We start from the raw sequence: 26,161 nt of genomic DNA, 5'->3' as shown, positions 1-26,161 counted from the left end.
TGTTTCTGTCGTCGTATCTAGCGATTCCGTTCATTTTTAATTCCCAGCATTAGTTATATATTTTTTAATAAAATTAATGTACAACACATTTTGTTATTACTGCAACATATTGTTACTTCAACATTTGCACAATGTGTAACCACTAATCCGCTAAACTGTTGATATTGCATAACTTTTAAGATGCACATAACTATTGGGCTTGCTGTTCGTACTAGCACAAAAGTTACACACTGGTATATTGGAGAACGTAAGTGCTTGTTTTAAAACATAAAAAAACTTACGTTGTTATTGAGTGGGAATAGGCGACTTCAGTCCGCCTTTACCCATGACCATGCTTGAGTTACGAGAAACTTCCCTCGCAATACTGGCAAATACCGATGTGCAATCCAAGGTTAGTCAGTTGCTTAAATTGTTCGATGACTATCAGGTTGAACAAATCGTATTACATATTCCTAGCAGTCTAGCCAGTCAAGATATTCAACTTCCTGGACGACCTACTAAGCCCGATTTAGTGGCGCCGAAGTTTGTTCCTAAAAGAAAAATGGATACGGTTGAGGGGAGAGCTATTCTTTGGCACTCCTTGGCACATATCGAATTTAATGCCATGAATCTTGCTTTAGATGCCATTTGGCGTTTTCCGAATATGCCTAAGGCTTATTACGAAGACTGGCTCAGAGTGGCAAAAGAAGAGGCCTACCATTTCAGTTTGATCAACGCCCATTTGCAGTCCTTTGGATTTTGTTATGGCGATTTCCCAGCCCACAATAGCTTGTGGGAGATGGTTGAGAGAACTACTGATTCAGTCATTGCCCGAATGGCCCTAGTCCCCCGAACAATGGAAGCAAGAGGTCTTGATGCGGTTCCGGAGATTCGGGATCGATTCAAGCAGATCAAAGATGATCGCGCTGTTGAAATTCTAGAAATCATTCTCCATGATGAGATTGGCCATGTCCTTGTTGGTAATCGCTGGTTTAATTTCTTGTGCGTCAATGACAACTTATCCCCGATTGCGACTTATCGAGACTTGGCTGAAAAATACCGTGCGCCCACCTTGAGGGGGCCGTTTAATTTTGATGCCCGTGAGCAAGCTGGCTTTACTTCTGAGGAATTAGAGTTGCTGGAATCTCTTAGTGAGAAACGGATGCAAGCGGCATGAAGATTCTGAGTCTCATTCCGCCGATGACGCAGCTCAATACGCCGTATCCATCGACCGCCTATCTCACTGGCTTTCTACGATCACGTGGTTTTGATGCTGTTCAAGAGGACTTAGCATTAGCCTTGGTTCTAGGTTTCTTTACTCAGAAGGGTTTATTAGAGGTTAAAGACCAAGCCTTAAAACTCCCTGAAGAAAATCGCAGTGCAAGCATCAACTTCTTCCTGGATTACTTTGCGGATTACCAGAGCACTATCACTTTAGCCATTGCTTTTTTACAAGGCCGCGATAGTACCCTTGCCCATCGCATCAACAGTCGTACTTTATTGCCTGAAGGTCCACGATTTGCATCTCTTGATGCCTATGATGAGGAAGAGGGTGGCGATTCATTGGCATGGGCATTTGGCGCACTGGGCTCTCAGGATCGGGCGCGTCATTTGGCTACTCTGTATCTCAATGATTTATCCGATGTTCTGCGTGATGCAGTAGATGAGCGCTTTGAGTTTGTTCGCTATGCAGAATCTTTGGCAGGCAGTCAGCCTACGTTTACGCCTTTAGCAGATGCTTTGGCAGCAAGCCCCACATTAATGGATTTACATTTACAAGGCCTAACAAAGTCTTCCATTGAAAAGCATCAACCTAGCTTGGTATTGCTTTCAGTACCATTCCCGGGGGCAATGTACGCCGCATTACGAATTGCCCAAACCATCAAGCAACATTACCCCCACATCAAGATTGGCCTTGGTGGTGGCTACGTGAATACGGAGTTGCGTGAGCTCACGGATCCACGCATATTTGATTTTGTAGACTACATCACCCTAGATTCCGGTGAGCGACCCTTGCTTGCTCTGTTGGAGCACTTAAATGGTAAGTGCTCCGCCGAAAGACTAGTGCGAACATTTATCCGCACCAGTAGTAATGAGGTTCGTTACATCAATTGGCAGGAACCAGATATTCCGTTTGAGGATGTCGGAACCGCCACTTGGGATGGGTTGCCACTGAATTCCTATTTATCGCTACTGGACATGCTTAACCCCATGCATCGCTTATGGAGTGATGGGCGCTGGAATAAGCTCACGGTTGCTCATGGATGCTATTGGAAAAAGTGCAGTTTTTGTGATGTCAGCTTGGATTATATTTCTCGTTATGAAACTGCTTCAGCAAGCCTCTTGGTTGATCGTATTGAGGCAATCGTTGCTGAGACTGGGCAGAGTGGATTTCACTTTGTAGATGAGGCAGCACCCCCAAAAATATTGAAAGCCCTTGCCGAAGAATTAATACGTCGTAAGGTAGTGATTTCATGGTGGGGGAATATTCGTTTTGAAAAGACGTTCACGCCTGAGCTCTGTGAGTTGTTAGCACAAAGCGGTTGCATTGCCATGTCCGGCGGGCTAGAAGTAGCTTCCGATAGACTCCTTGATCTCATGAAAAAAGGTGTTTCAGTTGATCAGGTTGCTAAAGTAACCAAAGGATTCTCGGATGCAGGAATCCTGGTGCACGCTTATCTCATGTACGGTTTCCCAACGCAAACGGTTCAAGAGACTGTCGACTCACTCGAATACGTTCGCCAACTTTTTGAAAATGGCTGCATTCAGAGCGGCTTCTTCCATCGATTTACGTGCACAATACATTCTCCGGTAGGGCTTGATCCGGAGGCTTATGGAATTGAGTTGCTGCCATTGCCCCCCATCAGCTTTGCTAAGAATGATGTTGGCTTTATAGACCCCACGGGGGTGGATCATGATCTTCTTGGTCTTGGTCTCAAAAAGGCGATCTACAACTTTATGCATGGCGTAGGCTTTGAGGAGGATGCCGACAAGTGGTTTGATGTGTCAGGTATTCCAAAAACCTCGGTAGGGCGCAATAAAATAGCAAAAGCACTCAAGCATCAATAAACATACATATACTTGATTCATCCAACCCCTCTCATTGAATCACTATGGGTAGCAATATGAATTTATCTCGTCGCACTTTTATCATGTTAGCCGCCTTAGCTCCAGTTGCTTGTGGTGGACTTTCTTATGAGCGCGGTATTCCAGTTGCTCAGCCAAAGCCACTGCCAGTAGTTCGCCCTCCACAAATTGGACAAGAGTGGACCTACATCAAGAAAAATATCTTTGATGGAAAAACTTTAGATGTGATTGCTGAGCGTGTTTCTAATATTGGGTCAACTATTGTGATTGATCGCATGACTGCTGATGGGGCTCGCTTGCCTAGTGAAATTCAGACTTCGTGGGGAATGGTTTCCACAGATACGCAGTGGTCGCGCTTGTTGAACTTCAGCCCATCTTTGCCGCTTTGGCCTGAGCAGCTATCTACTACCTGGGCAAAACAGTTTAATACCAAGTACAACATTGCTGGTTACTCAGACTCACGAATGAACTGGCAGGAATATATGAGTGTGCAAGGCTGGGAAAAAATTACCGTTCCTGCAGGAGAGTTTGTAGCGCTGCGTTTTCAGACTTTAATTAATTATGAGAGTGATGATCCCAACAAGGTTGATTGCATTCGCAAAGAAACAGTTTGGTTTGCTCCGCAGATTGGTCGCTGGGTTGCGCGTGAAACATCTGGCTCTTATCAAATTCAGGGGCAAATTGGCGCAGTGATTTTAGAGGGTAGCTATCAATGGCAACTCAGCGCCTACAAATAAACGCAATGCGAAGACTGCTAGTATTGCTGGCGCCAGCTTTATTGGTGGCATGTATATCTGGTCAGCCTTACCCAACTTCCACGCCTTTACCTCAACCCACTAACCCTCCGAAGGTGAGGGCGCCACAAGTAGGGCAGCAGTGGGTCTACAACGTGCGTAATGTCTTCAACCAAGAGTTGGTGGATATTGTTACTGAGAGGGTGGTTTCTGTTGGACCCCAGATTCGCATTGAGCGAAGTGGGCTAAAAGCAGGGCCGCTCCCCGATGAAATCCAGCAGCCTTGGGGTTATGTCTTGCAGGATCCCCATTGGAACCCCCCTCAAAAGTTTTTGAAGTCGATCCCCTTATGGCCGGAGCAACTCGTCCCAGGATGGTCTAGTTTCTATCGCGATCGCTATCAAGTGGTCGGCTATCCCGACAACGACTATTACTGGGGATTAAATGTAACGGCGCTTCAGTGGGAGGGTGTCGGCGTGCCCGCCGGGCAATTTCCGGTCTTGAAGTATCAAAATGAGGCGCCATTCTTCTCCAGCAATGACTTCTCTCGGATAGCTAACTATCGTCAAGAAGATGTTTGGTTTTCCCCAGAAATCGGTCGTTGGGTTATCAGACGTGGCTATGGACGCTATCTATGGGCTGGTATGTTTTGGAGCAATGCCCTTTGGGAAGACTACTTAGAGTGGGAGCTTGTGTCCTGGAAGTAAGTAAAGCGCTTAAAATCAGTACATAGCTATGTATACCGTAAAAGAACTCTTTCCAACCCTTCAGGGTGAAGGCGCCCACGCTGGTCGTGCGGCTGTATTTTGTCGCTTTGCCGGCTGCAATCTCTGGAGCGGTCGCGAAGAAGATCGCGCTACTGCAGTTTGCCAATTTTGCGATACCGACTTTGTCGGAATTGATGGCGTAGGTGGCGGTAAGTTTGAAACCGCCTCCCTGTTGGCGGACACCATCGAGGAGGTCTGGAACAGTACCTCAGCGGGACCACAACAGCGTTATGTCGTTTTTACTGGTGGCGAGCCACTGCTGCAACTCGATACCAACTTAATTGATGCTTTACACGCCAAAGGCTTTGCTGTTGCCATTGAGACCAACGGAACTATCAAGGTTCCTAAGGGTGTTGATTGGATATGTGTGAGCCCTAAGACTGGTTCTGAGTTGGTGGTATTGCAGGCTGATGAGATTAAGGTAGTGATTCCTCAGCAAGGCCATAGTTCCCTTGAGAATTTATTGGCCCGATTTGAGAAGATGGATTATCGCAATCGCTTCTTGCAGGCCATGGATGGTCCAAACCTAGAAGAAAACCTCGCATTAGCAGTACGCCTATGTCAAAAGCGACCTTTATGGCGTTTGAGTGTTCAGACCCATAAAATGATCGGTATTCGATAGTAGCTCCACCAAGCGATATTTAAGTATTTAGAAAAGTAATCATGACCACTAAGCAAGAAGCTATCTTCATTACCCGTCGACTTGAGTTTGATTCAGGACATCGCATTCCGAACCATGATGGGCAGTGCCGTCATCTACATGGTCATCGTTATGCAATTGAAGTCACGCTCACTGGTGTCATTGCTGACCATCCGGGTAAAGCAGATGATGGCATGGTCTTAGATTTTGGGGATATTAAGCGCCTTACTAATCAATACGTAGTGGAGCCTTGGGACCATGCATTTTTAGTGGCCAAAGAAGATGCTGGATTAGTGGATTATTTAAATTCCATTCCGAATCACAAGACGGTAGTCATGGAGCATGTTCCTACTGTTGAGAACTTAGCTAGCGCCGCCTTCAGAGTATTGCAACCTATTTTTGAAAAAGCCTTCGATGGTCGACTCAAGCTGGCATCTATTCGTCTTTATGAAACCCCCAATTGTTGGGCTGACGTTTCTCACTCTTAAGAAGCGATATGCAAGCAGAGCTTGATCGCCAATTTATGCAGCAAGCTTTGGATCAAGCCAAGCTCGCTGCAGTCGCCGGCGAAGTGCCGGTCGGCGCAGTATTGGTGCGAGATGGTCAAGTTATCTCAACTGGTTTTAATCGGCCAATTAGCAACAGTGACCCTAGCGCCCATGCTGAGATGATGGCCTTGCGCGTTGCCGCTTCAAATGAATCTAACTATCGATTACCCGGTACTACTCTCTATGTCACGCTTGAGCCCTGCACCATGTGTGCTGGAGCGATGCTTCATGCTCGGGTTGATCGTGTTGTATTTGGTGCCGCGGATCCTAAAACGGGTGCTGCAGGCAGTGTACTCAATGTATTCTCAGAAAAGCAGATTAACCACCAGACCCAAGTTGAAGGTGGCATCATGAGCGAAGAGTGCGGTCAGGTACTGCGCAATTTTTTTAAGGAGCGGCGTTGAAGCAAATTCATTTGATTGCTCCTTCAGGAGCTAGTCTAGATCCTCGCAGTCCATTGGCTGGAATCGAGTGGCTCAAACAGCAAGGCATCGAGGTTCTCAATATTGCTTGTGTAAACCGAATCGAGCAACGTTTTGCTGGCTCTGATGCTGAGCGTTTGGCTGAAATGAATCAACTTGCTGAGCTCTCCCCCGAGATTGCTGTTGTGGCAATGCGCGGTGGCTATGGATTACTTCGCCTACTTCCAGATATTGAGTGGGATGCGATTGCCAGCGCTATTAAAGACGGCCTACAGATTTGTGGACATAGTGATTTCACAGTCTTCCAGTTGGGTTTGTTGGCAAAAACTGGTGCGGTCACTTTGGCAGGCCCCATGCTGAATTTTGATTTTGCTTGTCAGGGTGAACAGGGTGACAGCGCTATTCCCAATGCATTCATGTGGACGCATTTTCAAAAAGCCATAAACGAACGTAAATTAGATTGCACTATTGAGGCCAATCAAGCCTTCTTAAAAAAGTCTGCCGCAGGCCAAGTATCGGGAATGCTTTGGGGTGGAAACTTAACGGTACTTGCAGGTCTAGTTGGCACACCTTACTTGCCAAGTAAACAGCAAACTCAAGGCGGGATTTTGTTTCTAGAGGATGTGAATGAACATCCTTATCGGATTGAGCGGATGTTGATGCAATTATTAGATGCTGGCATATTGAGTAATCAAAGCGCTATCCTCTTGGGCGGATTCTCAGCCTATCGCCTGTATGACAATGATCGTGGTTACACACTAGAAAGCGCGATCGAGGCTATTGGCAAGCGCCTTCCTGACTGTATTCCCATCTTGACCGGCTTGCCCTTTGGGCACCAAGCCGAGAAGATGACTTTGCCAGTGGGTGCGCAAGCGCACGTTGAACATAGTGTCTCAGGATTTACTATTCAGTCTCAGTGGTAGTAAACCTCACCATGAATGAATTCCCTTTGCGAGTATTGGCATTTCTAACTAGCATATTGATTGCGAGCGCTGCAATGGCAACCGAAGAACCAAAATATACTCTTCTCGAGAAATCAGAACCATTTGAATTGCGTGCCTATGCACCCCTCATTGTGGCAGAGGTCAAAGTAGACGGTGATTTAGATGCTGCCTCTAGTCAAGGATTTCGCTTAATTGCCGCCTATATCTTTGGAAAAAATCAGGTATCTGAAAAAATTGCGATGACCACACCTGTCGGCATTGAATCCAGTGATCAAAATGAGGGTGCAAAGATTGCGATGACTGCCCCCGTAGGAATTGAGAGCAGCAAGTCCCCCGACAATGCAGGCAATCAATGGATGGTGTCGTTTGTGATGCCTGCGGAGTACACCTTAGCTAGCCTGCCAAAACCCTTAGATCCAAAAGTCAAAATAAGAGAAGTACCTGCAGAGAAAAGAGCGGTAATTACCTTTTCAGGGTTTTACAACGAAGAGAAGGTGCAAGAAAAAACTCAGGCATTGCGGGATTGGATCAAGCTGAAGAATTTAAAGCCAACTGGTGAACCTCAGTTTGCTCGCTATAACCCACCCTGGACTCTGCCTTTCATGCGTCGTAACGAAGTGATGATTCAAGTGCAGGATTAAGGTCCTGGATTAAGCCTCAAAACCCTTTAATACAAACCTGGCACCACCATCTTGCCCTAGCGCTTTCACAAGAATAGGCAGACTTTCATTTAATTGCTTTTCTAAAGTCCAGGGTGGGTTGATGATGAACATGCCGCTAGCCTGAAGCCGACGCTCTTTAGGGGCATTCTCAACCCGCAGCTCAATATGTAACCAAGAGCGTTTATGGGCTGCCGCAATCTTTTTCAGATGATCAGGTAGACCTGCTGATTCTCTTCGGGAAAGGCATGGGTACCAGATTGCATAGCATCCGGTGGCGAAACGATGTAGCGCTTCCTCCATCGTAGTTTCGAGATAACGATAGTCCTGCTTATCTTCGTAAGAGGGATCAATTAAAACAAGTCCACGCCTACTAGGTGGTGGCATCAAGCCCTTTAGTCTTGCAAAGCTATCCTCTGCATAGATGTCAATTTGCTTTGCTTGCTTGAGCTCGCTGATGTTGTGGCGCAAGATATCAATCTCTTTCGGGTGCAACTCAAAGAGTTTCAGACGGTCTTGCGTTCTGAGTAATCGAGCCAAAATAAATGGTGAGCCAGGATAGATCGTAATCTCATCGACAGCATTCTCTGCCTGAATGTACTCGAGAAAATTGGAAATGCCAGGGCTTACGGAGTTAGTCTGCGCAAATTTAGCCAAACGGTGAATGCCTTGATCTGCCTCATTGCTGATTGTTGCAAAGCCATCAATCAGACTGTAGATGCCAGCACCTGCATGGGTATCGACAATAGTCAGAGCCCCCGGTTTTTCTTGGAGATACTCCACCAAATGAATCATTACGAGATGTTTCAAAATATCGGCATGACTACCTGCATGGAAAGCATGGCGATAGCTAAACATCTTTATATAGCCCTCGGTTTTTGCGCTTTAATAAATAAAGCTAAGGTAATGCTGATTAATGCCACACAAGCATACTGTAAGGATTGATTGAGGGTTGAGTCTAGGGTTTGTGTGAGCAGTACGTAGATGGTTGCGAGACCACCGAGGGCAAGTAAGCGCGGCCCAATCTTATTGGCGACTAGTTGCGCTTCCGGAATAAGTCTAGCTAATCCTGCTCCAAGCATTCCAGACCATAGGCCAATAGCGCAACCTACTAGAACATCGGTGAGCCAGTGAGCACCAAGTGCATTTCGAGAGATGCCGGCAAAGCCAGCGATGATGAAGATCCACCATAAAGAGCTTCTTTTATCTCGATCACTAGCAAAGTAGATTCCAGAAGCCACAGCAAAAGCAGTGAGCGTATGTCCAGAGGGCATGGCTCTGTGCAACAAAGGCTCACCAATTCGGTAAAAATCCTCTAAAGAAAGCACTCCAGCGGGTCGCGGTAAATTCAAAAATGGTTTAATGATTTGACTGACGGCACCACCAATCAGAGATGCCAATAGTCCAGCACAGAGTAATCGAGGTGCTAACAGTAAGAGTGGAAAGCATAGAGCAAAGCTGCCCCAGCCATTGCCAATCAAGGTAAGCCAAGTCCATAGGGTGTCAGGAAAAATCTGCGTATAACGATTGATGAATAAAAACGTTGGCGTCTGTAATTCACCAAAGTAAATGGTGATTGCTAAACCCAGGGGCAGCAGTGGAACACACCAAACCCAAATTGATGCAATTGTTAAAGTCGATTTACGCTGCTCAGTCATGCCAATTAACGTACTTGCCCTTGATCGACTTCATTGAGTTGATGCACCATCTTCTCTAATACTTGAGGGACGGTAATGGCTTGCATACAGACATTGTCATGGCAAGGTGTCTTGCGATGATTGGCTGCGCTGACACACGGGGAGCATGCTAGATTAGCGGTAATCGAAATTGATTTACCAACAGAACCATAGAGTGCCGGGGTTTCTGGCCCGAACAGGACGACTGTGCGCAGCGGAGTAACAGCAGAAAAATGACCAGGCCCGGAATCGTTGGTCACCATCACATCAGATAGCGTGTAGAGCGGCGGCAATTCTGCGAAGCTTACTTGGCCTGCAAAGTTCAACGCATTTTTGACATTGGCAACTGAGCGTACTTTTTCAACATACTCAAATTCAGCTGGGGAGCCGGTGATCAGAATGAGATCATTTGGATACAGCTGGCTCAATCCTTGAATGAGTTCGGAGAAGCGTTGCTGTGCCCAGCGCCTTTGCGGCAATAAGTCGCTTGCATTGGGATTTACCAAAATGAGGCGTTGCTTACCTTGCTTAAATTGAATGCCAAAAGTCTCACTGAGTTTCTCAATGCGCTCGCGAACTTTGTTCAATACGACTGGATCAATTACCGCTTGTTCCAAACGAACTTCTGAATCAGCAATATGTATTTTGCTAAACGGCACTTCAATCTCTTTAGCAAATGCCGCATGAATAAGGGATAGGAAATTCTTAGTAATGTGAATGTGTGGGTTGTAATGGACTTTGCGAGTCAACATAAAGCCACGCCACAAGCCTTCACCATGAAAAATGTGATAACCCACGCGGCAACGTGCACCACAAAGGCCGGTAAGTAATGCGGTAAAGCGAGAAAATAATTCCAAATCAATGACGGTATCGATGCGGTGCTTGCGAGCCAGTAGTAAAAATTTGAGCGTGTCTTTGATTAGGCCGCCCAAGCTTGAAGAGTCAATTGTGAAAATATTCTCAGGCTTAACGGTATTTAATAAAGTGAGACTGGCGCGATTGCTTTTAAAGATCAGGAAAAACAGTTCAGCACCACGAGCCTGGGCGTTACGCATGGCTGGGTCTACCAAAATCGCACTACCCATTTCTGATAATTCAATAAAAAGTAGCTTACGCGGCGCGTCTTGACTGGGGCTAAATATATTCTTAATGCCATCAATCAGAGCAACTATCGGACTTGCTACCGCGCAGAGGGGGACTCCAACCCAATGGTCGATGGCACGCATGGTGTTAACGCTAATACTCATAGTGTGGCTCTAAAAGAATTACTTCCGTTTTAATAAAAAGTAAGCGCCAGGCAATACCGATAACACGGTAATTGCGCCGTAGCTAATGGATGCTAGTACGGTCATAGAGGGGCTAACACCCCACAACGCCAGTACTGAAGAGAGTGTGGCTTCACGCAAGCCCCAGCCGGAGATGCTGATCGGTAGCATTAATAAGAGGCTGAGTGCAGGCAAGCCAATCATGAGGGCTTCAATAGGAGCATCGACCCCATAAGCCTTGAGGCAGAAGAGCAGCGTCAAAATAGTGAGGGAATGAATGCCAATTGCAAATGCAGCTTGAGCCATATTCATAGGCCAAGAAAAGGCCAGCTTGATACCAGGTAGAGCATGATTCATTTGTAGGCGGTCTAATAGTTTTTGCAGCAAATTGCAGCTAGGACCCCAGGCCAAAATTGCAGTAATCAGCAGGCCAGCAAAAATCATGACGCCAGTAACGGCATAACCCAAGTCTATTCCCCAGGTAGCCAAAGTGGCACCACCCAGAATGAGGCCAAGCCCACCGAGCAAATTGTTTCCAGCCAAGCCAAGTAGTCGGTCGACTAGAACCATGGAAAAACTCAGACGCAGTTTAGGGGTGGCATGCTCTAGGTCAACGGAGTGATGAAGCTCCTCACTCAACTCTTTTTCTTCGGTCAACTTGCCGCTACTATTTAAATGGGTTGCAGTAATAGCGCGATAGCTGTCACCACCAAGTGTGCTCGGCAATCCTTGGTTGATCAATCCGCCAGCAAAGTAGAGTGCGACAAAATTGGTCATACTTCCCTGAAATCCAACTTTACGCATTAAAAATCCCCAGCGCAGACCACCGCAAACAAACGCTGAGAGCATTGTGAATCCTGCGACTAAAAACCACCAAGGCTGCATTTGAATATCGGAATCTAGGAGTGCGTGCCAATCAATTCCGCTGGTTGCTTTCCAGAGGAGGGCGACAGACAACAAAATACGAATCGTGGGCCAAGCCCGCTTGAGGATTGCTTTCCACCCAGATGTGGCTTTTGGGGTGGCTTGGGGTTGTGAACTCATAGGCGTAAGGATAATGCCTATGACTCCTAAGGTATTGAATTTTAGGAATTAATGTGCTGTACCAGCATCCTGCCAGTTGCGACAGAGGCTGAAGTCAAACTTGGATAAAACCTGCCCAAACCGGATGATTTCTTGGCTGTCTAGGGGTTCGCATAGCTCAAAGGCGAGATCGCCGCCTAAAGGAGGCTTAAAAGCCATTCCCGACCAATTGATGAGTACAACGCTTGCTCCGACTGGTAATTGCCCAAACCAAAGGTCAAACTGGTCCCGCCGTTGGTCCAGCACAAAGACTGGAAGGGGTAGGGCATACCAAGCGGCGCGACTACCTAAAGTCCAGTTTTGTACTGCAATACCGTTTGCCTTGGTGGCCTGAGCTAACTGAGCTGCTTTTTCTCCGGCAATCTTCCAGCCATAGAGGTCCGCAATTGGATTGGACTTGATGGCAGCAGTATTCACCCCTCCCGCTAAAACATAGCCAAAGCCCAGCAAGCAAATGAGCAATTGCCCAGTAAGCAAAATACGAATTGCCATGCGATGTTGTAAAGCCCATGCCTTAGCTAGACCAATGCCAGCAAATGGCGCCAGGCAAAACCACGCGGGTGTGGTCCAGTGGGGTAGGCTGCCGCCTCCAGACAGCGATGCAAAAATCGCAAAGGGAATGACGAAGAAGCTCAGTAAGGCAATGAGAATGGCCTTCTGTGAGTGGAGGCAGTTCTTAATGAATGTATAGACGCCTAAAAGTAATAGAGGTCCAAAGCACACAATCTGAATACCGATAAAAGCGCCGACCCTACGCCATGCCCAAGTGCCACCACTACCATGAGCAATTTGATATTTGAACGAGATCCAATCATTGATCCAGTTCCAATACAGCACTGGGCTAATGAAGAGTAAGGCGATTACTGCAGCTATCCAGAAACCCGCTTTACTGATCCAGGCTTTCTTCGGTGAGGCCAAGAAAACAAAGAGCAAGGCAAATGCGGTAAATGCAGCGGTGTATTTGCTAAGCCCTGCCAAGCCCAGTATGGAGCCGGTGATCACCCAGTCAGCAAGCAAGAAGTGATCTTTTCGGGTCCAGCGCAAAGCCATCAACATCAAACCAAGGCTTAAGGGGGCAAGTAGCGTGTCTGGTAATAGACCAATTGCTAAAACATGGGGCAGTGGGGCTGCAATGATTGCTAAAACAGCCATGAGTCCACACAGGTTTGCTGAAGGAAGGGTAGTAGTGAGGTAGCCCGCATGACGCCCCTGTATCAAGCGATGAATTTCTACTGTCACTTGATAGACCAAGAAAGCAGAAAGCACCCAAAGCAATTCTGGAACTAGGCGAATGATTCCCTCGGATGAGGTCAGGGCAACTAGTGGCCACTGGATCCAACCCACTAATGGTGGGTGATCAAAATAACTCCAAGCAAGATGCTTTGCATATAAGGCGTAATGAGCTTCATCGACAGAAAACTCAATTGAGAAGCCAAGGGCAAAATGCACCACCGCAGCAATGCAGATGCTGATGACGGCCCAGCTTGAGTGTGATTGATGGCGCATTGCACGATTTTAGACTTAGCACCCCATTCTTTGGGACAATTCAGGAGATGCTCACAAAAAACCGCTTTCGATCCCTGCTGTTGTTGCCTGCTACAGCCATCGCTCTAGCCGGTTGCGCAGGGCTCACTGGTAATTCAATCGAGAATGAGGCTGGACAAGCATTTAATGCCGACCAGTTGCCAGCCCAGGAGGATTTGCCGAAATTCTCTGCTGAGAAGCCGCGCGATGGGATGCCAAATGGTTGGCATTTCTATCGCATAGCACCTTATAAAAAGAACACTATTTACCGGCTTGAGAAATATCAAGGTCGAACAGTGCTTGCAGCCAATTCCAAAACTTCAGCTTCTGGGCTTGCAGTAAAACTTCGGCCCCGTTCAGCTCAAAACTTATGGCTGCAATGGGAGTGGAGGGCGGTAGGGGCCATACCGCAAGCGGATAATGCAGAAAGTCAGCATGACGATGCACCACTGCGCATCTTGGTAGCCTTCGATGGCAATAAGTCAAAGCTGCCTCTAAAAGAAAAGCTGACCTTTGAGATGGCCAGCTTAATCAGTGGCCAAGAGATGCCTTACGCCACAGTAATGTATGTATGGTCAGGTAAGAATTCAGTCAATACCGTTTTGAACAATGCGCACACGTCTCGAGTAAAGATGATTGTGGTTGACTCTGGCTGGGAAGGTTTGGGTGAGTGGAAAAAACATGAGCGAGATCTAGCGGCGGACTATAAGCTGGCTTATGGTGAGGCGGCAGGCAATGTCATCGGCATTGCGCTTCTGACTGATACCGACAATACTAAATCGGAGACTCGTGCCCTCTACGGTGACATTGAGTTAGTTCGCAAGAATCCGAAATAACTCAAGCGTGCTTGGGGTGCCAGCGCTTCAAGAGAAGAGCGTTGCTCAATACGCAGAAACTAGAGAGTGCCATCGCACTGCCGGCTAGCATGGGCGATAGGTAACCCAAAGCTGCCATCGGTATACCGATCGTATTAAATCCAAATGCCCAAAATAAATTTTGACGAATCTTGTCCCAAGTTTTCTTGGAGATATCAATCGCATCGGCTACTAGAGTGGGATCTCCGCGCATCAATGTAATTCCAGCAGCTTGCATTGCTACATCAGTGCCAGTAGACATTGCCATGCCAACATCTGCCATCGCCAATGCAGGCGCATCATTCACACCATCACCAATCATCGCTACATAATGTTTTTTGTCCTGAGTAGTGCTCTTAGTAGTGCTCTTAGTAGTGCCCTGTAGTTGCTGAATGATTTCTGCTTTATTGCTGGGCATGATTTGAGCAAAGACTTCATCAATGCCGATCCTTTTTCCTACGCGGTTTGCAGCAGCTACATTATCGCCAGAGAGCATTACTGTACGAATCTGTAATGCATGCAATGCATCAACCGCTGATTTGGCATTGGGCTTGAGCTCATCTCCAAAAGCAATTACAGCAATTGGAGTTGGCGCTTGCGTACCTGAGCTACCTAAATTTATCAGAACGGAAACAGTCTGACCCTGCTCAAAACAGGTTTGCGCCTTTTGCAAAATGAGAGTGTATTGACTGCTAGCTTCCAGGGAGGCCACACTTTGCAGGCGAAGCGTTTGACCCATGAAAGGACCCGCGGAGGGCATGCCTTCAATTCCAATGCCCGGTAAGCCTTTATTCAATGAGGCAGCAATCGGCGTGACACTTTTTTCTTTGGATGCATCCAGGAGCGCTTTAGCCAAAGGATGCTCACTTCCTAATTGCAGGCCTGCAGCACTAGCGAGAATTTGATCAATATCTGTAGATGATTGATCAAAAGGAAGGAGGGCAAGCATACGTGGCTTACCAATGGTTAATGTGCCAGTCTTATCAAACGCAACGACATTGAGTTTATGGGCCAACTCCAATACTTGTGGATCTTTAATCAGAATGCCAAAGCGTGCGGCTATACCAGTGCCAGCCATGATTGCTGCTGGAGTGGCTAAGCCAAGTGCGCAGGGGCAAGCGATAACAAGAACCGAGACGGCGCGCAAGATTGCGATGGAGATGGACTCTAAGTAAAGCCAGTTGCCGATACCAGTAATGAGCGCAAGAATAATTACAGTAGGCACAAAGATTGCGCTCACCTGATCCACCAACTTTTGAATCGGCGCCTTTTGTGTTTGCGCCTCTTCTACTAAGTTAATGATTTGCGAAAGCACGCTTTCAACGCCAACTGCTTGAGCGTCCACTATCAGCACACCCTCACCATTTAATGCGCCACCAATTACTTTTGCCCCAATTAATTTTTTAATGGGCTCACTTTCACCGGTGAGCAGGGATTCATCAACGTGGCTAGCGCCCAACAAAATGACACCGTCAACCGGAATGCGCTCACCAGGAAGTATGAATACCCGATCCCCAGGTAGCACTTGATCCAAGGGTAAGTCGCGGTATTTGTCCTCATCTACACCCGCATTACTCTGAAGTTCAAGATCAGCGTTTAAAACTTTTGCATGTTCAGGCCAGAGTTTTTGTAAGGCGCGAATCGCTTCACTGGTTTGTTGCTTGGCGCGCGCTTCTAGCCATTTGCCTAATAAGACCATGCAAATAATGACCGCCGATCCTTCAAAGTAGAGTTCATGCGCATGGCTTGAGGTAAGCAAAATATAAAGGCTGAGCCCATAGGCAGCACTGGTGCCTAGGGCAACTAGTAAGTCCATATTGCCCGCACCAGCCATTAAGGATTTATAGCCTGCCACGTAGAAACGCCAGCCTAAAATGAACTGCACTGGTGTAGCTAGGGCGAGTTGCCACCAGCCTGATAAAGACCAGTGAACACCAAAAGGCATGAAGAACATCGGTAAGAAGAGTGGCGCAGAAAGCAGGAAGCTCAAGACGACACGACCCAAACCGTCAGCCGCCCAAAATGACTTGACTCTTTTTTGATCCAAATTACCCCGAACGGAGCTCTCTTTAGCCTCGTAACCTGTCTTTTTAACTAGCGCAATGATTTCTGCGAGGTTAGATGCGCCACGTTTTATCCGAACTCTAGCCTGTTCGGTGGCTAAGTTAACGCTAGCGGCTTCTATCCCAGGAATCTTATCCAAAGCCTTCTCTACGCGACTGACGCACGAGGCACAGGTCATTCCACCGATATCGAGGCTAAAAAACTCTGAATTGGTCTGTTTTTGGGGGTTCATGTAGAAGATAATCTACTGCAAGGTGAAAAAAAGCCACCAACAACCGCATTTTGACAGTTTTGAAGGAGTAGTTATGTTTACGCTCAAAGTTTCAGGGATGACTTGTGGTGGCTGCATCAATGCCGTTACCCGAGCTATTCAGGCTCAAGACTCTCAGGCTCAAGTTCAGGTGGACCTAGCAACCCAGTTGGTAAACCTGGAAACCAGGCTTTCCCCTGAGCTAGCAGCACAGCTGATCACAGATGCAGGATTTCCAGTATCTCAATAAGCCTAAAAAATCCGGCTTTAGCAATTTTTTGCAGGTGCGGTTAATCTACCTACTATTCCATTATTCGAAATACATCTCAATAGACCTTATTGAGGTTCCCTCGCGGGATTGTTTATCTTAGGAGAAGTCGGTGGCGCTTACTGTAGAGGCTGTGCAAACAGCATTAAAAGGCTTGGTTGACCCAAATACAAAAATTGATTTTGTGTCGGCAAAGAGAGTCAAAAACCTTCGTGTAGAGGGCGGAGATATCAGTCTAGACATTGTTCTGGGGTATCCAGCAAAAAGTCAGTTTGATGCTATTCGTAAATCGGTGATTGCTGTGCTCCGCGAATTGCCTGAAGTGAAAAATGTCAGCGTGAATATCGGTAGCCAAATCGTTGCGCATTCGGTTCAGCGCGGAGTCAAGCTATTGCCGAATGTAAAAAATATTATTGCGGTAGCCAGCGGTAAGGGTGGGGTAGGAAAGTCAACTACTGCAGTCAATCTTGCCTTAGCTTTGGCTGCCGAAGGAGCGCAAGTCGGCATGTTGGATGCAGACATTTACGGCCCAAGTCAACCGATGATGCTCGGCATTACAGGCAGACCCGAGTCCATTGAAGAAAACACGATGGAGCCGATGGAAGGTCACGGCCTTCAGGCAAGCTCAATTGGTTTCTTGATTGATGATGATGCACCGATGGTGTGGCGTGGCCCAATGGTCACCTCTGCTTTAGAGCAACTGCTTCGTCAGACTCGCTGGCGCGATCTGGATTACCTGATTGTGGATATGCCGCCGGGTACTGGCGATATTCAGTTGACGCTGGCTCAGAAGGTGCCTGTTACTGGCGCGGTCATTGTGACCACTCCTCAAGATATTGCTTTGCTTGACGCACGTAAGGGCCTCAAGATGTTTGAGAAGGTTGGCGTTCCGATTGTGGGCATCATTGAAAATATGAGTACCTATGTCTGCCCAAGTTGCGGCCATGAAGAGCATGTATTTGGTACAGGTGGTGGTCAGAAGATGTGTCAAGAATATGGCACAGACTTTTTGGGTTCCTTACCCCTGAATTTATCTATTCGTGAACAGGCTGATGCAGGGCGCCCAACAGTGGTGGCTGATCCTGATGGCGCAATCAGTGCAATCTATAAGACGATTGCAAGACAGGTTGCCATTAAAGTAGCAACGCTGTCAAAAGATATGAGTAGTAAATTTCCTAATATCGTGGTTCAGAACACCTGAGGCCTTATGCGTTTTGCAGTTCTCATGCGTAAGCAGTTTGTTGATAACCCCTGGATTTCCTATCGGTGGGTGCCTCAGGAGGTATTGCCAGATTTTGGGCAATTCAATAATGCATCTGCTGATGAGGGAAAAATTGTTGGCCAGTTTTTAGGTCGTGATGATCAAGGTGAGTCTTGGTTATTTACCGGGTATGAACTTAATCTTTTTCCGGACGAAGGTGAGGGATACTACCTCAACCTATCCGCAACCCAACCCTGCTGGTTTGTAATGTGGCGTCTAGAAGAAGACATTGAGCGCTATATTGATACTCAGTCTATCGAGTTAGCCAAATCGGAAGCAACCATTGCTGTCCCGCACCGCATTTGTGTAAGTTACAACGAAGCAGGGCGCTTATTGGATGGCGGTGAATCAGTGGACAACATCCCTCTATCGTCAGAGCACGCTTCTTGGTTGCAAGAGTATGTCAATGAGCATTACCGTCCTGAACCTAAGAAACGACATCGTCCTGAATCATTCAAAGGCGCCAATCGTGGGTTGGAGGATTAATGGCTGGCGGATTCCTGAATCGTTGGTCGCGCCTCAAGTCTGGAGAGCAGCTCGAGCCCGAGAAAAAACCAAGTGATCAACTTAAGCAAGAATTAGCATCCAGTTCAGAGGCAAACAAGCTCAATGCCGATGCTCAAGAAACTCCTCCATCGGCAACACTCGAGGACGTCGAGAAAATAGACCGCTTTGCCCCTGATTTTTCGGCTTTTATGAAGCCAGATGTAGATCCTGCGGTCCAGCAGGCGGCTATGAAGAAGATGTTTTCAGATCCTCACTTCAACATCATGGACGGCCTGGATATCTATATTGACGATTACTCCAAGCCAGATCCCATTCCTTTGGAAATGCTCAAGCGCATGGTGCAGTCAGACATGCTCAACATCTTCCGTAAAGATGATGAGGAGAATGGCCCGAGCACACAAACTTCTGCCAATCCAGTTTCTGGGCAGGAGGAACAGGCTTTACCCCTAGCTCCCCAGACTGATTTAACATCCACACCAACGCCTATTCAGGAAGTGGGGGATAAAGACCCCTTATCCGTGGATAAGAAAACCAGTTAAGAAGAAATCGATGAGTCAAAAATTAGTCTGTAATTGCAACGGAACCATGCCTTTGGATTCAAAGGCGCTGGGCGTCACCATTCATACCTCCTTATGCAGACAAGAAGTTAGCTCGGTCCTCAAAGCATTTGATGGTAGTGATTCGATTGTTATCGCGTGCACTCAAGAGCGCGCTTTATTTGGTGAGTTGGCCGAGCAATCTGAAAAACCCTTGGTGGCGCCTTTGCGCTTTGTAAATATTCGTGAGGTGGCTGGCTGGACTCAAGAAGCCAAATCTTCCATGCCGAAGATTGCTGCATTGCTTGCCTTGGCAGATATGCCAGAGGCAGATCCTGTTCCAGTAGTGAACTATGAAAGCCAAGGCCGCTTACTCATTGTTGGGCCTGGTGATCAAGCTTTGCCTTGGGCTGCAAAACTCAGCGACTCTCTTGATGTTTCTGTTTTATGTACTAAACCTGGCGCAATGCCTATCGCAAGAAACTTCCCGATCTATACAGGCAACATCACCAAGCTCGAGGGTTATCTCGGTAATTTCACCGTGGAGTGGGACCTGCAAAACCCAATCGATCCGGAGATGTGTACACGCTGTGGAGCTTGCGTTGAGGTATGTCCTGAGGGCGCGATTGATGAATCGTTTCAGATTGATTTAGATAAATGTAAATCCCATCGCGCCTGTATCACGGCATGTGCTGGTATTGGTGCGATTAACTTTGATCGCGTAGAGCGTCAGCGTAGTTCTGAGTTTGATTTGATTATGGATCTGCGCACTGATCCGCAGATGCGCATGAGCCAAACACCGCAAGGTTACTTCGCCCCTGGTCAGAATCCACTCGAGCAATCTTTGGTTGCAAGCCAATTACTGGGTTTAGTTGGTGAGTTTGAAAAGCCTAAATATTTTGCCTATACCGAAAAGATTTGTGCGCACGGTCGTAACGGTAAAGTGGGGTGCAGTGCTTGTATCGATGTATGTTCTACAGGCGCTATATCTTCCTTGTTTAAAAATGGGCAAGGCACCGTAGAGGTCAATCCGAATTTATGTATGGGTTGCGGTGCGTGCTCAACAGTCTGTCCGTCTGGCGCAATGCGCTACAACTACCCAAGCGTGACTCATCAAGGCAGGGAAATTAAAACTCTTGCCAATGTGTTTACTGCTGAGAGTGCCAAGATCAAACAGGTGCAAGCACCAGCCTTGTTGTTGCATTCACTCAAGACTGGAACTCAAGTCCTAGATTCTCTAGGACGCTTGGCTCACTTAAGACCAAAGCAATATGAGGCTTTGCCATCCTTCGTATTGCCTTATGGCATAGAGCATATTGCCTCCACTGGTTTGGATTTATGGCTTGGTGCACTTAGCTATGGTTTTGGTGAAGTGGTTTTATTGCTGACTGGCGATGAGGATCCAGCGTATCGTGCTGCACTCGAAACACAGGCTGATTTGGGTAATGCTATTTTGTCAGCATATGGTTTTGATGCCAGATTCTCGCTAATACAACTCGACTCCGCGGAAGATCTACAACCGGCATCTGCTGCAATGGCCAAGCTGCGTCAGCGCGGCGCTCTGCCAGCGATTTGTTCACCTGCTAGCTTTGGTCTTGGTAATCAAAAACGTGAAACCGTTGAGATGGTATTGGAGCATTTGCAAAAGCAAGCTAAAACACCGCTTCCTGCAGGCGGGGTTGCTCTGCCTAAATCTTCTTTCTTGGGTGGCCTCAACATCAATAAGGATGCCTGTACGCTTTGTATGTCTTGTGTCGGCAGCTGTCCTGAGGGTGCGCTGCTAGACAACCTGGATGAACCCAAGCTTTCCTTTATTGAAAAGCAGTGCGTTCAGTGCGGCATCTGTGTCAAAACTTGCCCGGAGCAAGCTTTGGTCTTGGCGCCTCGCTTGAAGACGGTAGAAGAGCGCAAGCAAAAAGTAGAGATTAACGAAACCAAACCTTTCCATTGCATCAGCTGCGGCAAAGTATTTGGAACGGCAAAGATGGTGGATTTGATGTTGGTGAAATTGGGTGCGCATGGGGCATTTGCTGGCGCGGCGCTCGATAGACTGAAGATGTGCAGTGATTGTCGTGTTGTCGATATGGTGAAGAAAGAGTTATGAGTGAACAGATAAAAGAAGCCGCATCTACTAAGATTGGTGACGTAGGGCTACCAGAGGATTTGGCCAGAGCAGATTTATATGGTTTGATTGCTAGATTCTTTCATCAGCCGCCCGATCAGGAATTATTGGATCAAATAGCAGCTTCTATTCCGGATGGAGAAGAGACAAAGGCCGAAGATGCTCCGCTAGCCAAGGTTTGGCATAGCGTGGTTGAAGTTGCTAAAAACAACCCTGCCAAAGCCTGGCATGAGGAGTTTGATCGCAATTTCATTAGTGTAGGTCGCCCAAATGTGATTTTGAATGGCTCGTTCTATATGGCTGGCCATTTAAACGAGAAGCCTTTGGTGGATATACGCCGCGATTTAGATACTTTTGGTTTGGAATCGGCTGAAGAGGTCACTGAGACAGAAGATCATCTATCGGCCTTATGTGAGGTCATGAGATACCTCATAGCAGGGGATGATGTCGAGATTTCCAACCTCACAAACCAGCGCGCCTTTTTCAATAGCCATATCCGCACCTGGTATGACGAATTGTGCGATGCGATAGAAGGTATTCCAGATATGCATCTCTATCACCCAGTCGCTGCCTTAACCAGGGAATTTTTGGCCATCGAAGGGCAGAGTTTTGACATGATTTAATGTTGCGCTGCACAAGAGGAAAACCCCTAGAAAAAAATTAATTCCAAATATGCAAAAAATACAATTACCAATTACACTTTGACTTATATCAAATTTGTACTAACTAGGAGCATGCGATGACTACTAAATCCGCAACTGCAGTAAACGAAGAAAACAAGCCTTCACGCAGAAAGTTTTTTATCGGAGCGGGTGCCACTGTTGGTGCTGTTGCTGTTGCTTCGCAAACTTCAATTGGTAAGGCAGTAATTCAAGAAATTGGCAGTACTGTTCAAGGCAAAGATGACGGTTATCAGTTGTCTGCGCACATTCGTAAGTACTACGAAACCACCATGCTTTAAATCCAGTTATTAATGAAGTCGTTTCCAAATAATTAAATAAAAATATTTCTCAGGGACAACATATGAGTCTGACTCGTAAATCCAATACCCCACAAAGCAGTCGTGCTACGCCTGCATCACGCCTCATCGGTAGCCTCTCACGCGGGCTTCAGTCTGCGGTACCAACGATGGATCGTCGTACCTTCCTCAAGCGCTCAGGTGTCGGCGTAGGTGCTGGTATTGCGGCAAGCCAATTAACATTGGTGCAAAAAGCCTCTGCTGAGCAAAGCAAGGCTATGCTGGACGGCAAGGGCAAAATTGAAGTTAAGAGAACAATTTGTACCCACTGTTCCGTAGGTTGCGCCACTGATGCTACTGTTGAGAATGGTGTTTGGGTTCGTCAAGACTCCGCATTTGATTCCCCGATTAACTTGGGTGCTTACTGCGCTAAGGGCGCATCTTTGCGTGAGCATGGCCACGGTGACTTCCGTTTGCGTTACCCAATGAAGTTGGTTGATGGTAAATATCAGCGCATTTCCTGGGATCAAGCTTTGACTGAAATTACTGCGCAGATGAAAGATTTGCGTAGCAAGTACAGCCCTGATTCACTCTTCTTTATTGGCTCATCAAAACACAATAACGAGCAATCTTACTTAATGCGTAAGTGGGTTTCTTTCTTCGGAACCAATAACACAGACCATCAAGCCCGTATTTGTCACTCCACAACAGTTGCCGGTGTTGCAAATACCTGGGGCTATGGTGCGATGACCAATAGTTATAACGACATGATGAATGCCAAAGCAGCTCTGTACATTGGCTCTAACGCTGCAGAAGCGCATCCAGTGTCTATGCTTAGCTTGTTGCATGCCAAAGAAAACGGTTGCAAGGTCATCGTAGTTGACCCACGCTACACCCGAACTGCAGCGAAGTCAGATCAGTATGTTCGCATTCGCTCTGGTTCAGATATCCCATTCTTGTTCGGTGTTCTGTATCACATCTTCAACAATGGTTGGGAAGATAAGAAGTACATCAATGACCGTGTCTACGGAATGGACCAGATCCGCAAAGAAGTGATGGAAAAGTGGACTCCTAAGAACGTTGAAGAGGCTTGCGGCGTTCCAGAGGCGCAGGTTTATAAAGTTGCAGAAACAATGGCCAAGAATCGCCCAAGCACTCTAGTTTGGTGCATGGGTCAAACACAGCATACCATTGGTAATGCTATGGTTCGTGCGTCTTGCATCCTGCAATTGGCTTTAGGCAACATTGGTAAGTCCGGTGGTGGCGCAAACATTTTCCGTGGTCACGATAACGTTCAAGGTGCAACTGACGTTGGTCCTAACCCAGATTCATTACCTGGCTACTATGGTCTTGCAGCGGGCTCATGGAAGCACTTCGCAACTGTTTGGGGTGTTGACTACGAGTGGATCAAGGGTCGCTATGCGCCCGACATGATGGAGAAATCCGGTACTACGGTTTCTCGTTGGGTTGACGCAGTGCTTGAGAAGAATGACATGATTGATCAGCAGACCAATGTAAAAGGTTTGTTCTTCTGGGGTCACGCACCAAACTCACAAACTCGCGGTCTTGATATGAAGCGCGCGATGGATAAGTTGGATTTACTAGTTGTTGTTGACCCATATCCAAGTGCAACTGCGGCAATGGCAGCTATGCCGCCTGCAGAGGGTGATTCTGTTAACAAGAACCGCAATGTTTACTTGTTGCCAGCTACAACTCAGTTCGAGACAACAGGTTCATGCACAGCTTCAAACCGCTCATTGCAGTGGCGCGAGAAAGTAATCGATCCATTGTTTGAGTCTGTTCCTGACCACGTGATCATGCAAGCGTTTGCAGATCGGCTTGGTTTTGGTCAAGAGCTTTCAAAGAATTACAAGATGCTCAATTCCAAATTTGCTGGTAAGCAATGGAAAGAGCCGCAGATCGAAGATATCTTGCGTGAGATCAACCGTTCAGTTTGGACAATTGGTTACACCGGTCAAACTCCTGAGCGTTTAAAAGCGCACATGAGAATGGCTGGCGTATTTGATCCTAAGACCTTGAAGTCACGTGGCGGTGTTGATCCAGTAACTGGTTATGACACAACAGGTGATTACTATGGCTTGCCTTGGCCTTGCTACGGCACCGCCGCTATCAAGCATCCAGGCTCACCAAATCTCTATGACACTAGTAAGAGTGTGATGGAAGGTGGCGGTAACTTCCGTGCCAACTTTGGCGTGGAAAAAGACGGCAAGAATTTGTTGGCTGAAGATGGCTCTTACTCTAAGGGTTCAGCGATTACTACTGGCTACCCAGAATTTGACCACGTGCTCGTGAAAAAACTCGGTTGGTGGAATCAGCTGACTGAAGATGAGCAAAAGGCTGCCGAAGGTAAAAACTGGAAGACCGACCTCTCGGGTGGTATACAGCGCGTTGTGATGAAAAACGGTTGCCATCCATTTGGTAATGCGAAAGCTCGTGCGGTAGTGTGGAACTTCCCTGACGCCATTCCAACTCACCGTGAAGCGCTCTACAGTACCAATGCTCCAATGATGCGTAAGTACCCAACATCTGCGGACAAGAAGAATTTCTGGCGCTTGCCGACTCTCTATAAAACAGTTCAGGATAAGAACTTGAATGAGAAGCTCTACGAGAAGTTCCCAATTATTCTGACCTCTGGTCGTTTAGTTGAGTACGAAGGTGGAGGAGACGAAACTCGTTCCAACCCATGGTTGGCTGAGTTGCAACAAGAAAACTTTGTGGAGATCAATCCTAAGGCTGCAGAATCTCGAGGCATTAAGCATTGGGACTATGTTTGGGTTAAGTCACCAACGGGTGCCAAGATCAAGGTTCGTGCGTTGGTAACCCCACGTGTTGACCAAGACACAGCTTTCGTGCCATTCCACTTTGCCGGTTGGTGGCAAGGTAACGACTTGCGTAAATATTACCCAGAGGGTGCTTCCCCAGTAGTTCTAGGCGAGGCGGTGAATACTGCAACGACCTATGGCTACGACATGGTAACGATGATGCAAGAAACCAAAACCACCATGTGCCAAATCGAAAAATTTGCCTAAGTTAAAAAATAAAGTCAGGAGAACACCATGGCAAGAATGAAATTTATCTGCGACACAGAACGATGCATTGAGTGCAACGGCTGTGTCACGGCTTGTAAAAACGATAACGAAGTACCTTGGGGCATTACCCGTCGCCGTGTTGTCACGGTAAATGACGGTGTAATTGGTCAAGAGAAATCTGTCTCAGTTGCTTGTATGCACTGCTCAGATGCGCCTTGTATGGCTGTCTGCCCAGTAGATTGTTTCTATCGCACCGACGAGGGTGTGGTCTTGCATGACAAAGACATCTGTATCGGTTGTGGCTACTGCTCTTTTGCTTGCCCGTTTGGCGCACCTCAGTTCTTGAGTCAAGGCGCCTTTGGTTCACGCAGCAAGATGGATAAGTGCACCTTCTGTAGTGGTGGTCCAGAGGCCAATGGAAGCGTTGCTGAGTTTGAGAAATACGGTCGCAATCGTTTGGCAGAAGGCAAGTTGCCTTTATGTGCTGAGATGTGCTCAACAAAAGCTTTAATTGGTGGCGATGACGAAGTGATTTCTTCTATTTATGCTAAACGTGTTTCAGTTCGTGAAGCGAATGGCAGATATCCAAGTAACGACATCTTTGGTTGGTCTACGGCCTACGGCCCTTCAGGCTCACCTGCACCTAAGCCAACACCTGCTGACAAAATTCCAGGAGCAAAGTCATGAAATTCAATTTCAAAACTCTCGGCGTATGTTTAGCGGCTGGTGCTTTGCTGGCAGCTTGCTCCGAACCTCCTGAAATTGCAGCGAAAGCTGCAAAGCGTCCTGATGTAGCTCCTTATATGGGTGCTGACAACGGATTTATGACGAAGGGTTGGACTCCAGGTGATCAAGCTAGTTGGACGGAGGCGATTAACAAGCGCAATCAGAAGCAATCTGAGTATTCACGCGCTAAGTGATCAGTTAAACAACAATAAATAAAACGAAAACGTTTAAGGATAT

At 47.1% G+C, this 26,161-nt stretch carries 26 protein-coding genes; 20 read left to right on the top strand and 6 right to left on the bottom strand.

Translation table 11 applies throughout. The annotated features are described in order from the left end of the window. Positions 1–331 precede the first annotated feature (331 nt). The 9 genes from B7Y67_RS01890 to B7Y67_RS01850 are packed head-to-tail and all read left to right on the top strand — an operon-like array spanning position 332 to position 7,762. Positions 332–1,156, top strand: a complete 825-nt coding sequence (locus B7Y67_RS01890; protein WP_293597076.1) for a ferritin-like domain-containing protein — start codon at positions 332–334, stop codon at positions 1,154–1,156. Continuing rightward, positions 1,153–3,048, top strand: coding sequence for a radical SAM protein (locus tag B7Y67_RS01885; protein ID WP_293597075.1), 1,896 nt, complete (start codon positions 1,153–1,155; stop codon positions 3,046–3,048). Before B7Y67_RS01890 ends, B7Y67_RS01885 begins: the two co-directional genes overlap by 4 nt. Before the next feature lie 56 nt (positions 3,049–3,104). Continuing rightward, on the top strand, positions 3,105–3,803 hold the full coding sequence (locus B7Y67_RS01880) for a hypothetical protein (RefSeq protein WP_293597074.1): 699 nt from the start codon (positions 3,105–3,107) through the stop codon (positions 3,801–3,803). A 5-nt stretch (positions 3,804–3,808) separates the two neighbouring features. After that, positions 3,809–4,507 carry a hypothetical protein gene (locus B7Y67_RS01875; RefSeq protein WP_293597073.1) on the top strand — a complete coding sequence of 233 codons (699 nt, stop codon included), beginning with the start codon at positions 3,809–3,811 and terminating at the stop codon, positions 4,505–4,507. A gap of 28 nt (positions 4,508–4,535) precedes the next feature. Continuing rightward, positions 4,536–5,189 carry a 7-carboxy-7-deazaguanine synthase gene (gene queE / locus B7Y67_RS01870; protein ID WP_293597072.1) on the top strand — a complete coding sequence of 218 codons (654 nt, stop codon included), beginning with the start codon at positions 4,536–4,538 and terminating at the stop codon, positions 5,187–5,189. A gap of 41 nt (positions 5,190–5,230) precedes the next feature. Beyond that, on the top strand, positions 5,231–5,695 hold the full coding sequence (queD, locus tag B7Y67_RS01865; protein WP_293597071.1) for a 6-carboxytetrahydropterin synthase QueD: 465 nt from the start codon (positions 5,231–5,233) through the stop codon (positions 5,693–5,695). Positions 5,696–5,703: 8 nt separating this feature from the next. Next, complete coding sequence (gene tadA / locus B7Y67_RS01860) at positions 5,704–6,159, top strand: tRNA adenosine(34) deaminase TadA (RefSeq protein WP_293597070.1); 456 nt, start codon at positions 5,704–5,706, stop codon at positions 6,157–6,159. Next, positions 6,156–7,100: an LD-carboxypeptidase gene (locus B7Y67_RS01855; protein WP_293597069.1), complete on the top strand. Its 945-nt coding sequence runs from the start codon at positions 6,156–6,158 to the stop codon at positions 7,098–7,100. The genes tadA and B7Y67_RS01855 overlap by 4 nt, the downstream gene beginning before the upstream one ends. 11 nt (positions 7,101–7,111) lie before the next feature. After that, positions 7,112–7,762, top strand: coding sequence for a heme-binding protein (locus B7Y67_RS01850; protein ID WP_293597068.1), 651 nt, complete (start codon positions 7,112–7,114; stop codon positions 7,760–7,762). Between the two features lie 9 nt (positions 7,763–7,771). Here the strand turns inward: B7Y67_RS01850 and B7Y67_RS01845 are convergent, their stop codons facing one another. Genes B7Y67_RS01845 through B7Y67_RS01825 form a run of 5 tightly spaced genes read right to left on the bottom strand, consistent with a single transcriptional unit; the run spans position 7,772 to position 13,310 of the window. Further along, the gene (locus B7Y67_RS01845; RefSeq protein ID WP_293597067.1) at positions 7,772–8,638 is read right to left on the bottom strand and encodes a 23S rRNA (adenine(2030)-N(6))-methyltransferase RlmJ; all 867 of its coding nucleotides are present in this window, start codon (positions 8,636–8,638) and stop codon (positions 7,772–7,774) included. A gap of 2 nt (positions 8,639–8,640) precedes the next feature. Beyond that, entirely contained in the window at positions 8,641–9,438 is a 798-nt protein-coding gene (locus tag B7Y67_RS01840) for a phosphatase PAP2 family protein (protein WP_293597066.1), read from the bottom strand. Between the two features lie 5 nt (positions 9,439–9,443). After that, a complete protein-coding gene (locus tag B7Y67_RS01835; RefSeq protein WP_293597065.1) occupies positions 9,444–10,703 on the bottom strand; it encodes a glycosyltransferase family 9 protein in 1,260 nt (419 codons plus the stop codon). Between the two features lie 18 nt (positions 10,704–10,721). Beyond that, positions 10,722–11,765, bottom strand: coding sequence for a lysylphosphatidylglycerol synthase transmembrane domain-containing protein (locus B7Y67_RS01830; protein ID WP_293597064.1), 1,044 nt, complete (start codon positions 11,763–11,765; stop codon positions 10,722–10,724). Positions 11,766–11,813: 48 nt separating this feature from the next. After that, positions 11,814–13,310, bottom strand: a complete 1,497-nt coding sequence (locus tag B7Y67_RS01825; protein ID WP_293597063.1) for a glycosyltransferase family 39 protein — start codon at positions 13,308–13,310, stop codon at positions 11,814–11,816. Positions 13,311–13,357: 47 nt separating this feature from the next. Here B7Y67_RS01825 and B7Y67_RS01820 point away from each other — a divergent pair, with 47 nt between their 5' ends. Next, positions 13,358–14,164, top strand: a complete 807-nt coding sequence (locus B7Y67_RS01820) for a DUF3047 domain-containing protein (protein ID WP_293597062.1) — start codon at positions 13,358–13,360, stop codon at positions 14,162–14,164. A 1-nt stretch (position 14,165) separates the two neighbouring features. Here the strand turns inward: B7Y67_RS01820 and B7Y67_RS01815 are convergent, their stop codons facing one another. Beyond that, entirely contained in the window at positions 14,166–16,478 is a 2,313-nt protein-coding gene (locus tag B7Y67_RS01815) for a cation-translocating P-type ATPase (RefSeq protein ID WP_293597061.1), read from the bottom strand. Between the two features lie 73 nt (positions 16,479–16,551). On the opposite strand from B7Y67_RS01815, the gene B7Y67_RS01810 reads away from it, so the two are divergent. The 10 genes from B7Y67_RS01810 (at position 16,552) to B7Y67_RS01765 (ending at position 26,118) form a co-directional block, all read left to right on the top strand. Continuing rightward, positions 16,552–16,746 carry a heavy-metal-associated domain-containing protein gene (locus B7Y67_RS01810; protein WP_293597060.1) on the top strand — a complete coding sequence of 65 codons (195 nt, stop codon included), beginning with the start codon at positions 16,552–16,554 and terminating at the stop codon, positions 16,744–16,746. A 130-nt stretch (positions 16,747–16,876) separates the two neighbouring features. After that, the gene (gene apbC, locus B7Y67_RS01805; RefSeq protein ID WP_293597059.1) at positions 16,877–17,965 is read left to right on the top strand and encodes an iron-sulfur cluster carrier protein ApbC; all 1,089 of its coding nucleotides are present in this window, start codon (positions 16,877–16,879) and stop codon (positions 17,963–17,965) included. 6 nt (positions 17,966–17,971) lie between these two features. Continuing rightward, a complete protein-coding gene (locus B7Y67_RS01800; RefSeq protein WP_293597058.1) occupies positions 17,972–18,511 on the top strand; it encodes a DUF3305 domain-containing protein in 540 nt (179 codons plus the stop codon). After that, positions 18,511–19,071: a DUF3306 domain-containing protein gene (locus B7Y67_RS01795; protein ID WP_293597057.1), complete on the top strand. Its 561-nt coding sequence runs from the start codon at positions 18,511–18,513 to the stop codon at positions 19,069–19,071. The genes B7Y67_RS01800 and B7Y67_RS01795 overlap by 1 nt, the downstream gene beginning before the upstream one ends. 10 nt (positions 19,072–19,081) lie before the next feature. Then, positions 19,082–21,172, top strand: coding sequence for a 4Fe-4S binding protein (locus B7Y67_RS01790; protein WP_293597056.1), 2,091 nt, complete (start codon positions 19,082–19,084; stop codon positions 21,170–21,172). Next, positions 21,169–21,813 (top strand): molecular chaperone, encoded by a 645-nt coding sequence (locus tag B7Y67_RS01785; RefSeq protein ID WP_293597055.1) that lies wholly within the window; start codon positions 21,169–21,171, stop codon positions 21,811–21,813. The genes B7Y67_RS01790 and B7Y67_RS01785 overlap by 4 nt, the downstream gene beginning before the upstream one ends. Positions 21,814–21,929: 116 nt before the next feature. Further along, the gene (locus B7Y67_RS01780) at positions 21,930–22,151 is read left to right on the top strand and encodes a hypothetical protein (RefSeq protein ID WP_015421362.1); all 222 of its coding nucleotides are present in this window, start codon (positions 21,930–21,932) and stop codon (positions 22,149–22,151) included. 62 nt (positions 22,152–22,213) lie between these two features. After that, on the top strand, positions 22,214–25,198 hold the full coding sequence (locus B7Y67_RS01775) for a formate dehydrogenase subunit alpha (protein ID WP_293597054.1): 2,985 nt from the start codon (positions 22,214–22,216) through the stop codon (positions 25,196–25,198). Positions 25,199–25,225: 27 nt separating this feature from the next. Beyond that, the gene (fdh3B, locus tag B7Y67_RS01770) at positions 25,226–25,885 is read left to right on the top strand and encodes a formate dehydrogenase FDH3 subunit beta (RefSeq protein WP_293597053.1); all 660 of its coding nucleotides are present in this window, start codon (positions 25,226–25,228) and stop codon (positions 25,883–25,885) included. After that, positions 25,882–26,118 (top strand): hypothetical protein, encoded by a 237-nt coding sequence (locus B7Y67_RS01765; RefSeq protein ID WP_015421359.1) that lies wholly within the window; start codon positions 25,882–25,884, stop codon positions 26,116–26,118. The genes fdh3B and B7Y67_RS01765 overlap by 4 nt, the downstream gene beginning before the upstream one ends. Positions 26,119–26,161: the final 43 nt, after the last annotated feature.

The sequence above is a fragment of the Polynucleobacter sp. 35-46-11 genome, from assembly GCF_002281105.1.
The sequence above is the reverse complement of the archived record's forward strand: the minus strand, read 5'-3'. Positions and strand labels throughout refer to the sequence as shown.

Bases quoted from the DNA above. Each gene is read 5' to 3' on its own strand.
- B7Y67_RS01890 (WP_293597076.1), top strand. From the start codon at position 332: ATGCTTGAGTTACGAGAAACTTCCCTCGCAATACTGGCAAATACCGAT.
- B7Y67_RS01885 (WP_293597075.1), top strand. From the start codon at position 1,153: ATGAAGATTCTGAGTCTCATTCCGCCGATGACGCAGCTCAATACGCCG.
- B7Y67_RS01880 (WP_293597074.1), top strand. From the start codon at position 3,105: ATGAATTTATCTCGTCGCACTTTTATCATGTTAGCCGCCTTAGCTCCA.
- B7Y67_RS01875 (WP_293597073.1), top strand. From the start codon at position 3,809: ATGCGAAGACTGCTAGTATTGCTGGCGCCAGCTTTATTGGTGGCATGT.
- queE (WP_293597072.1), top strand. From the start codon at position 4,536: ATGTATACCGTAAAAGAACTCTTTCCAACCCTTCAGGGTGAAGGCGCC.
- queD (WP_293597071.1), top strand. From the start codon at position 5,231: ATGACCACTAAGCAAGAAGCTATCTTCATTACCCGTCGACTTGAGTTT.
- tadA (WP_293597070.1), top strand. From the start codon at position 5,704: ATGCAAGCAGAGCTTGATCGCCAATTTATGCAGCAAGCTTTGGATCAA.
- B7Y67_RS01850 (WP_293597068.1), top strand. From the start codon at position 7,112: ATGAATGAATTCCCTTTGCGAGTATTGGCATTTCTAACTAGCATATTG.
- B7Y67_RS01845 (WP_293597067.1), bottom strand. From the start codon at position 8,638: ATGTTTAGCTATCGCCATGCTTTCCATGCAGGTAGTCATGCCGATATT.
- B7Y67_RS01840 (WP_293597066.1), bottom strand. From the start codon at position 9,438: ATGACTGAGCAGCGTAAATCGACTTTAACAATTGCATCAATTTGGGTT.
- B7Y67_RS01835 (WP_293597065.1), bottom strand. From the start codon at position 10,703: ATGAGTATTAGCGTTAACACCATGCGTGCCATCGACCATTGGGTTGGA.
- B7Y67_RS01830 (WP_293597064.1), bottom strand. From the start codon at position 11,765: ATGAGTTCACAACCCCAAGCCACCCCAAAAGCCACATCTGGGTGGAAA.
- B7Y67_RS01825 (WP_293597063.1), bottom strand. From the start codon at position 13,310: ATGCGCCATCAATCACACTCAAGCTGGGCCGTCATCAGCATCTGCATT.
- B7Y67_RS01820 (WP_293597062.1), top strand. From the start codon at position 13,358: ATGCTCACAAAAAACCGCTTTCGATCCCTGCTGTTGTTGCCTGCTACA.
- B7Y67_RS01815 (WP_293597061.1), bottom strand. From the start codon at position 16,478: ATGAACCCCCAAAAACAGACCAATTCAGAGTTTTTTAGCCTCGATATC.
- B7Y67_RS01810 (WP_293597060.1), top strand. From the start codon at position 16,552: ATGTTTACGCTCAAAGTTTCAGGGATGACTTGTGGTGGCTGCATCAAT.
- B7Y67_RS01800 (WP_293597058.1), top strand. From the start codon at position 17,972: ATGCGTTTTGCAGTTCTCATGCGTAAGCAGTTTGTTGATAACCCCTGG.
- B7Y67_RS01795 (WP_293597057.1), top strand. From the start codon at position 18,511: ATGGCTGGCGGATTCCTGAATCGTTGGTCGCGCCTCAAGTCTGGAGAG.
- B7Y67_RS01790 (WP_293597056.1), top strand. From the start codon at position 19,082: ATGAGTCAAAAATTAGTCTGTAATTGCAACGGAACCATGCCTTTGGAT.
- B7Y67_RS01785 (WP_293597055.1), top strand. From the start codon at position 21,169: ATGAGTGAACAGATAAAAGAAGCCGCATCTACTAAGATTGGTGACGTA.
- B7Y67_RS01780 (WP_015421362.1), top strand. From the start codon at position 21,930: ATGACTACTAAATCCGCAACTGCAGTAAACGAAGAAAACAAGCCTTCA.
- B7Y67_RS01775 (WP_293597054.1), top strand. From the start codon at position 22,214: ATGAGTCTGACTCGTAAATCCAATACCCCACAAAGCAGTCGTGCTACG.
- fdh3B (WP_293597053.1), top strand. From the start codon at position 25,226: ATGGCAAGAATGAAATTTATCTGCGACACAGAACGATGCATTGAGTGC.
- B7Y67_RS01765 (WP_015421359.1), top strand. From the start codon at position 25,882: ATGAAATTCAATTTCAAAACTCTCGGCGTATGTTTAGCGGCTGGTGCT.